Raw genomic sequence first — 6130 nt, 5'->3', positions numbered from 1 at the left:
AAACATCTCGCCCGTAAGTTTCCTCTTGAATCATGGGAGGAATTTCCGGCCTTCTTTGAAGAAGCGGGCTGGGGAACCCTCACCAACGTAAGCGCTAAAAAACAGGAGCTTGAATTTGAACTTGAAGGGCCGATCATTTCCAACCGGCTTAAACATCAGAAAGAACCTTGCTTTCAGCTGGAGGCTGGTTTTATCGCTGAACAAATTCAATTGATGAATGATCAGATTGCCGAATCATATGAACAAGTGAAAAAGAGAGCCGATAAAGTGGTTCTGACTGTGAAATGGGATATGAAAGACCCAGTGTAATCAAAAAGGCGGTGACTGCATAGTCCCGCCTTTTTGATTGTCATTACACAGCTGAAGGGTGTTTTGAAAGCTCAAATGCATCGTGAAGCGACTCGACTGCTTTCACCATGTCATTTTCGCTTACGACTGTTGACACTTTGATTTCAGATGTGCTGACCATTTTGATTAAAATGTTTTTTTGCGCCAGTACAGCAAACATTTCAGCCGCTACACCGGGATTTGAGACCATGCCGGATCCAACAATGGATACTTTAGCCAATTTGCTTTCTGTCTCGATTTTCTCAAATTCCAGCGCGTCTTTATACTCTTCAAGCACCGCAACGGTTTGGTCTGCATCTTCTGTTTTGACAGAGAAGGAAATTCCAGTCTTGTCCTCGGCCTGCGTTTGGATAATGATATCCACGTTTATGTTTCTTTTGGCAAGTGTCGTAAAAATAGTAGACAAAGTTGTCAGGCCGCTAGTCAGCCCGTAAATGGTTACTCTTGTGATTTGATCTTCAAATGCAATGCCTCTGACAATTAAATTCTGTTCCATGGATGATTCCTCCTCAATTAATGTTCCCGCTTCGGTTTCTGTACTTGAACGCACTTCTAACGGCACTTGGTAATTTTTCGCGAACTCAACTGCTCTCGGATGAAGAACGCCGGCGCCTAAATTGGCAAGCTCAAGCATTTCATCGTATGAGATGCCCGCAAGTTTTCTCGCTGATTTCACATAGCGCGGATCGGTTGTAAACACACCTGGCACGTCTGTGTATATGTCACATTTATCAGCTTTTAAAGCGGCAGCCAAAGCAACTGCTGTTGTATCTGAACCGCCCCGGCCCAATGTCGTAATTTCACAATCCTCTGTCATGCCTTGGAAGCCTGCAACAATGACAATTTTTCCTTTTTCAAGCTGGTCTGCTAAAACCGAAGTGTCGATATCTGTAATTCTGGCGTTTCCGTGAATGGCCTCCGTACGGATTCCCGCCTGCCAGCCAGTATAAGACACAGCGTCATAGCCTTTTTCCTGCAATGCCATTGAAAGGAGTGAAATCGTGACCTGCTCGCCTGTCGCCAGCAGCATATCCATTTCGCGTTTGCTCGGCTGGTCAGAAATAGCTTTTGCAAGGCTGACCAATTCGTCAGTGGATTTTCCCATTGCTGAAACGACGACAACGACTTGATGGCCTTTCTGTTTTTCTGCAATTGCGCGGTTTGCCGCATTTTGAATTTTTTCGACTGAGCCGACGGAAGTGCCTCCGAATTTTTGTACAATAAGACCCATGTATTACCACCCTTTACATTTTGGTTCGTGCGGGTGAGGAGAAAGAGCGCTTTGTCCACAATAAAAAAAGCAATGAGAGGAATACTCTCATTGCTTATCAATTAATCATCATAAATGATTATGAACAACGAGATAGCCCTCCAAGAAAATGATTTCTTGACAGCCTTACATTTATTCAATGCACGGCCAGCAAATAATACCGATGGGGTTTTACTTGCTTCGGCGACGCTCCCCTTTCAGCCTTTTTCACAGAATCCATCTTTCTCCAAAGGCATACTCTTGAAGTTCGCACCTCTATCTTCACCATATAACACGATCTAACTATGAAATTAGTTCACATTTTATCAGATCTTATTTAAAAGGACAACATTATTTTTGCAATTTGTCGTAAAGGAGCTGAGCCGCCGCTGTGGGAACACCGGCTTTTTTGATGTCCTCAAGGCTTGCTTCCTTCATTTTTTTAACGGAACCGAAATGCTTTAACAGCATTTTCTTTCTTTTCTCTCCGATACCCGGGATGTCGTCCAAAACGGATTGAAACGCGCTTTTTCCGCGGATTTGCCTGTGAAAACTGATTGCAAAACGGTGCACCTCGTCTTGAATGCGCTGCAGGAGGTAAAATTCCTGGCTGTTTCGTTCCAGATACACTACCTCCAGCGGCTCACCGATCAGTAAATTTGAGGTTCTGTGTTTTTCATCTTTCGCTAGACCGGCGATCGGGATATCCAAGCCGAGTTCATTTTCAATGACATCCCTTGCTGCGTTGATCTGCCCTTTTCCTCCGTCAATGATAATCAGATCGGGCAGCGGCAGATTCTCACGAAGCACTCTCGTATAGCGTCTTCTGACAACCTCTCTCATAGAACCGTAATCATCCGGCCCTGTAACAGTTTTGATTTTATATTTGCGGTATTCCTTTTTGTATGGTTTGCCATCGATAAACACAATCATCGCGGAAACCGGGTTTGTCCCCTGTATATTTGAGTTATCAAACGCTTCAATTCTGTGCGGCGTATAAATATTTAATGCCTCACCTAGTTTCTGCACTGCCCCGATTGAACGCTCCTCGTCCCGTTCGATTAAAGAGAATTTTTCTTTCAATGCGATTTTTGCATTTTTATGGGCAAGCATGAGCAGTTCTTTTTTCGGGCCTTTTTTCGGCTGGTGAACGTTTGTTTCCAGCAGCTGCTCGATCATGGATTGATCTACGCTGTCCGGAACTAAAATCTCCTTCGGAAGGAAGTGGTTGTTTTTTGAATAGAACTGCCCGATGAACGTGAGGAACTCTTCATCTGCTTCCTGATAAAGCGGGAACATGCTGACATCGCGTTCAATGAGCTTTCCTTGGCGGATGAAAAAGACCTGCACGCACATCCAGCCCTTATCGTACGCGTACGCGAACACATCACGGTCGACTAGATCGTTCATCGTCATTTTTTGTTTTTCCATCGTTGATTCAATATGGGCCATTTGGTCACGAAGCTCTTTTGCTCGTTCAAACTCAAGATTCTCAGCAGCTTCATGCATTTTCTCTTCAAGCTCTTTTTTGACCTCATTATAGCCGCCCCTTAAGAAACGTGTAATGCTTTCAACCAGCTCTCTGTTCGTCTCTTCGGAAATATCCTTTACACACGGAGCGAGGCATTGGCCCAGATGATAGTAAAGGCACACTCTGTCCGGGAGCTTGGAGCATTTTCTGAGAGGATACAGACGGTCGAGCAGTTTTTTTGTTTCCCTTGCTGCCTGTACATTCGGATACGGCCCGAAATAGCGCCCTTTGTCTTTTTTGACATTGCGTGTGACAATCAGCCTTGGGTGGCGTTCATGGGTGAGTTTTATGAAAGGATAGGTTTTGTCGTCTTTGAGCATGACGTTGTATTTCGGATCATGCTTTTTGATCAGATTCATTTCTAAAATAAGCGCTTCAAGATTGGAGGACGTCACGATATATTCAAAATCCTCGATTTCCGTCACAAGCCTTTGGGTTTTCGCGTCGTGAGAACCGGTGAAGTAGGAGCGCACTCTGTTTTTCAGCACTTTTGCTTTCCCTACGTAGATCACAGTCTGCTGCCGGTCCTTCATGAGATAACAACCCGGTTGATCAGGAAGGAGGGCGAGTTTTTCTTTCAGTTGTTTGTTCATATGTTACCCTTCCTTATGTTTAATCCTTTATTTCCAGTTTAACACGAACGTTTGTTTTTCTCTATGGTTCACAATTGGCGAATAAAAAAAGCGATCCCTCAATCGGAATCGCTCTGGCATGTAAGCAGCGGAAAATTAAAGATGTTTGTTTACAAGCTCTTGAAGCGCTTCTTTTGGTTTGAAGCCGACTGAAGTTTCAACTACTTCGCCGTCTTTTAACACAAGAAGAGTCGGGATGCTCATAACACCGTATTTTCCGGCAGTTTCTTGGTTTTCGTCTACATCGATTTTTACGATTTTCAGTTTGTCTCCCATTTCTTGATCCAATTCTTCAAGAACAGGTGCAATCATTTTACAAGGTCCGCACCAAGGAGCCCAGAAGTCTGCCAGTACGACGCCTTCGCTTGTTTCAGCTGAGAAAGATTGATCAGTTGCTTTTACGATAGCCATTATTGAATTCCTCCAATGTGAAATGATGATTTTTAGTATAGCATCTCCCATTCGTTCACGCTATTTTAATGCTTACAAATTATTTTTTCCTGATCACAGCCGGTTTACTCATTTTTATATGGTTGAATGGGATATGCTCTTTTTTTAAAACACAAATCTGATAATGGCCCCGATCACTACAATTGCCCCAATAATCATTAAAATGGTACGAAGCATAAGATCACATCTCCTCTTCACTGTCATGTACTTTACCATGCCCTGCCGGAGCTGTTTTAAAACCTGAAAAAGAGCGCCGGCATGAAGCTCCGGCGCTCTTGCGCGATTAAGAATCAGCACGCAGCGTAAGTAAGACGACTGACATTGGCGGGAGTTTTACTTTCAGTTTGTTTTTGCTGAGCGTGTATTGCCTGAAGGATTCCGGTTTGACATGATGAGGATCGTCAAACGTGTTATGCGCATTCATTTTTTCTGCCGTAAGAATGACTCCGGAATGGTCCGCTGCCTTGTGTAGGCCCCTCAGCTCGATTTCCGCCTCCGCTTTGTTTTGGTGATCGATGTTGCAAATTGTGATATTGATATCGCCTTCAGCTTGTTTCGACGCTGAAATGCTGATTTGCGGAAGCGTTTCACCGTTCCATTCATAGTCGGCAGACATTGTCTCTGTGGCTAAAAGAGAAGCGTCCTGGTGCACCTTAAACATATTGAATACATGGTACGTCGGTGTCAAAAGCATCCGCTCTCCCTCAGTCAAAATCATCGCTTGAAGAACATTTACTGTTTGGGCGATGTTGGCCATTTGCACCCGGCGGCAATGCTGATGGAAAATGTGGAAATGAGAAGCCGCCACCAGTGCATCACGAATGGTGTTTTGCTGATATAAGAAACCGGGATTCGTGCCTGGCTCGGGATCAAACCACGTGCCCCATTCATCAATAATCAGTCCGACCCGCTGCTCCGGATCGTACCGGTCCATAATCGTGCCGTGTTTTTGAATCAATTCATCGATGTATTTGGCTTTTTTCATCGTAATAAACCATTCATCTTCCGTGAATTCTGTGGCTGATCCTTTGCCCTTCCAGAAATCCCCCGGAATCGTGTAATAATGAAGACTCAACCCGTCCATCAGGCCAGCGGCTTTTTTCATAAGCACGTCCGTCCAATTAAAATCATCCACATTTGCGCCGCCTGCAATTTTATAAATGTCATTCCCGCTGTAATTGCGGACATAAGTCTGAAAACGCCGGTACAGATCTGCGTAGTATTCGGGATGCATGTTGCCGCCGCAGCCCCAGTTTTCATTGCCCACGCCGAAATATTTCAGCTTCCAAGGCTCTTCTCTTCCATTTTGCTTTCTCCAGTCTGACATCGGCGTGCCTTCTTCAAATGTCATATACTCAATCCACTCCGACATTTCCTGAACGGTTCCGCTTCCGACATTGCCGCAAATATATGGCTCGCATTCAAGCAGCTCGCAAAGCATCATAAATTCATGCGTTCCGAATTCATTTGATTCAATTGTACCGCCCCAGTGAGTGTTCAGCATTGTCTTACGGTCACCGACACCGTTTGCCCAATGGTATTCGTCCGCAAAACACCCGCCCGGCCACCTGAGGACAGGAATGTGCAGCTGTTTGAGCGCCTCCAGCACGTCCTTTCGTATCCCGTTGATATTGGGGATGTCTGAGTCCGTTCCAACCCAGATCCCCTCATAAATCCCTCTTCCTAAATGCTCAGCAAAATGACCGTATATATTTTTGTTAATGGTTCCTTTTACGATATCTGTTTGAATCACTGCTTGATGTTCAGACATGCCTCTGATCATTCCTTTCATACGGATATGAAAAGCACCACAGTCAAATATGTGATCTGTCTTTTGCCTGAGGAGTCAGCATGAATGTAAGCGCTTTTAAAGTAACCATATTATATATGTTCGTACATGTCAACGACATTTTCTATTGT

5 protein-coding genes and 1 riboswitch are annotated in these 6130 nt (G+C 44.5%); of the genes, 1 reads left to right on the top strand and 4 read right to left on the bottom strand.

Features of this window, described 5'->3' with window-relative positions:
• Positions 1 to 309 (top strand): YslB family protein (locus RAC86_RS33985; RefSeq protein WP_377886571.1); only part of this gene is annotated, 309 nt, incomplete at its 5' end.
• 43 nt (positions 310 to 352) lie between these two features.
• Here the strand turns inward: RAC86_RS33985 and RAC86_RS33980 are convergent.
• The 4 genes from RAC86_RS33980 to abfB all read right to left on the bottom strand — a co-directional run bounded on the left by RAC86_RS33980 (position 353) and on the right by abfB (position 5981).
• Positions 353 to 1579 carry an aspartate kinase gene (locus RAC86_RS33980; protein WP_024572581.1) on the bottom strand — a complete coding sequence of 409 codons (1227 nt, stop codon included), beginning with the start codon at positions 1577 to 1579 and terminating at the stop codon, positions 353 to 355.
• A 125-nt stretch (positions 1580 to 1704) separates the two neighbouring features.
• Positions 1705 to 1884, bottom strand: a riboswitch (Lysine riboswitch).
• A 64-nt stretch (positions 1885 to 1948) separates the two neighbouring features.
• Positions 1949 to 3721, bottom strand: a complete 1773-nt coding sequence (uvrC, locus tag RAC86_RS33975; protein ID WP_044052482.1) for an excinuclease ABC subunit UvrC — start codon at positions 3719 to 3721, stop codon at positions 1949 to 1951.
• A 135-nt stretch (positions 3722 to 3856) separates the two neighbouring features.
• On the bottom strand, positions 3857 to 4171 hold the full coding sequence (gene trxA / locus RAC86_RS33970; RefSeq protein WP_003222500.1) for a thioredoxin: 315 nt from the start codon (positions 4169 to 4171) through the stop codon (positions 3857 to 3859).
• Positions 4172 to 4493: 322 nt separating this feature from the next.
• On the bottom strand, positions 4494 to 5981 hold the full coding sequence (gene abfB / locus RAC86_RS33965; protein ID WP_088327483.1) for an alpha-L-arabinofuranosidase AbfB: 1488 nt from the start codon (positions 5979 to 5981) through the stop codon (positions 4494 to 4496).
• Between the last annotated feature and the right edge of the window lie 149 nt (positions 5982 to 6130).

Source organism: Bacillus sp. LR_5 (assembly GCF_042709275.1).
Note: the sequence above shows the minus strand (reverse complement) of the source record. Positions and strands in the feature narration are given on the sequence as shown.

Coding starts and splice junctions, on each gene's coding strand:
- abfB (WP_088327483.1), bottom strand. CDS start 5,981: ATGTCTGAACATCAAGCAGTGATTCAAACAGATATCGTAAAAGGAACC.
- trxA (WP_003222500.1), bottom strand. CDS start 4,171: ATGGCTATCGTAAAAGCAACTGATCAATCTTTCTCAGCTGAAACAAGC.
- uvrC (WP_044052482.1), bottom strand. CDS start 3,721: ATGAACAAACAACTGAAAGAAAAACTCGCCCTCCTTCCTGATCAACCG.
- RAC86_RS33980 (WP_024572581.1), bottom strand. CDS start 1,579: ATGGGTCTTATTGTACAAAAATTCGGAGGCACTTCCGTCGGCTCAGTC.